We start from the raw sequence: 869 nt of genomic DNA, 5'->3' as shown, positions 1-869 counted from the left end.
TAGCAGCCACTGGCTTTCTCTGCCTGGGCGTTCTCGTCTTCTCACTGCAGGACGTGATCCTGAAGGGCCTCTCGGACACCTATCCCGTTACGCAAGCGATGACTGTTCGATCAATCGTCGCATTGCCCATTCTGCTGGTGCTGGTAGGCGCGACCGCCAGACTACGGTCTATTTTCTCAAAGCGAGCCGGGCTACTCGCCATCCGAGCGGTAATCTCGCTGGGAGCATACCTCTTCTATTATCTCTCGATCGCAGCGCTTCCTCTGGCCGATGCTGTCGCACTCTTTTTCGTCGCCCCGCTCATCATTGCAGGTCTCGGGATTCTCTTCCTCGGAGAGCGGCCTCACACCGCAACCCTGATCGCGCTCATTGTCGGTCTGCTCGGCGTCATCATAACGCTACAACCGGGTCTTGCTGTCTTCGAATGGGCAGCTGCGTTGACCCTCCTGGCTGCTGCTCTGTACTCGTCGGCCCAGGTCTTGGCGAGGAAGCTTGGCGACAGCGAGGTCGCCGCGGTTATCACCTTCTATCAGAACCTGGCCTTCCTCACCGGCGCGCCGGCGCTGGCGGCGCTTGTGAGCTTGGGCGGCCTTGAAGACGCCAATCATCCAAGTCTTGCCTTCCTCACGCGCCCATGGGTCTGGCCTTCGCTCCAGGATACTTTGCTGATGGCCGGCTGCGGTGTGATCGCATCTGCCGGAATGACATTGCTTTCCCAGGCTTACCGCCTTGCCCCAGCAGGCAACGTTGCGGTCTTCGAGTACACCGCCATCATCTGGGTTCCGCTTTGGGGGCTGCTGTTTTTCGACGAGGTGCCGAAGATCACCACCGTTCTCGGCGCAGTTTTGATCTGCGGAGCGGGGCTGTTC

General features: G+C 59.8%; 1 protein-coding gene. It reads left to right on the top strand.

Translation table 11 applies throughout. The features are described 5' to 3' along the window. Positions 1-23: 23 nt before the first annotated feature. Positions 24-869, top strand: an 846-nt coding sequence (locus AC0L25_RS32420; protein WP_473599184.1) for a DMT family transporter, incomplete at its 3' end; no start/stop codon positions are given.

The sequence above is a fragment of the Mesorhizobium sp. WSM4813 genome (assembly GCF_055811555.1).
The sequence above is the reverse complement of the archived record's forward strand: the minus strand, read 5'-3'. Positions and strand labels throughout refer to the sequence as shown.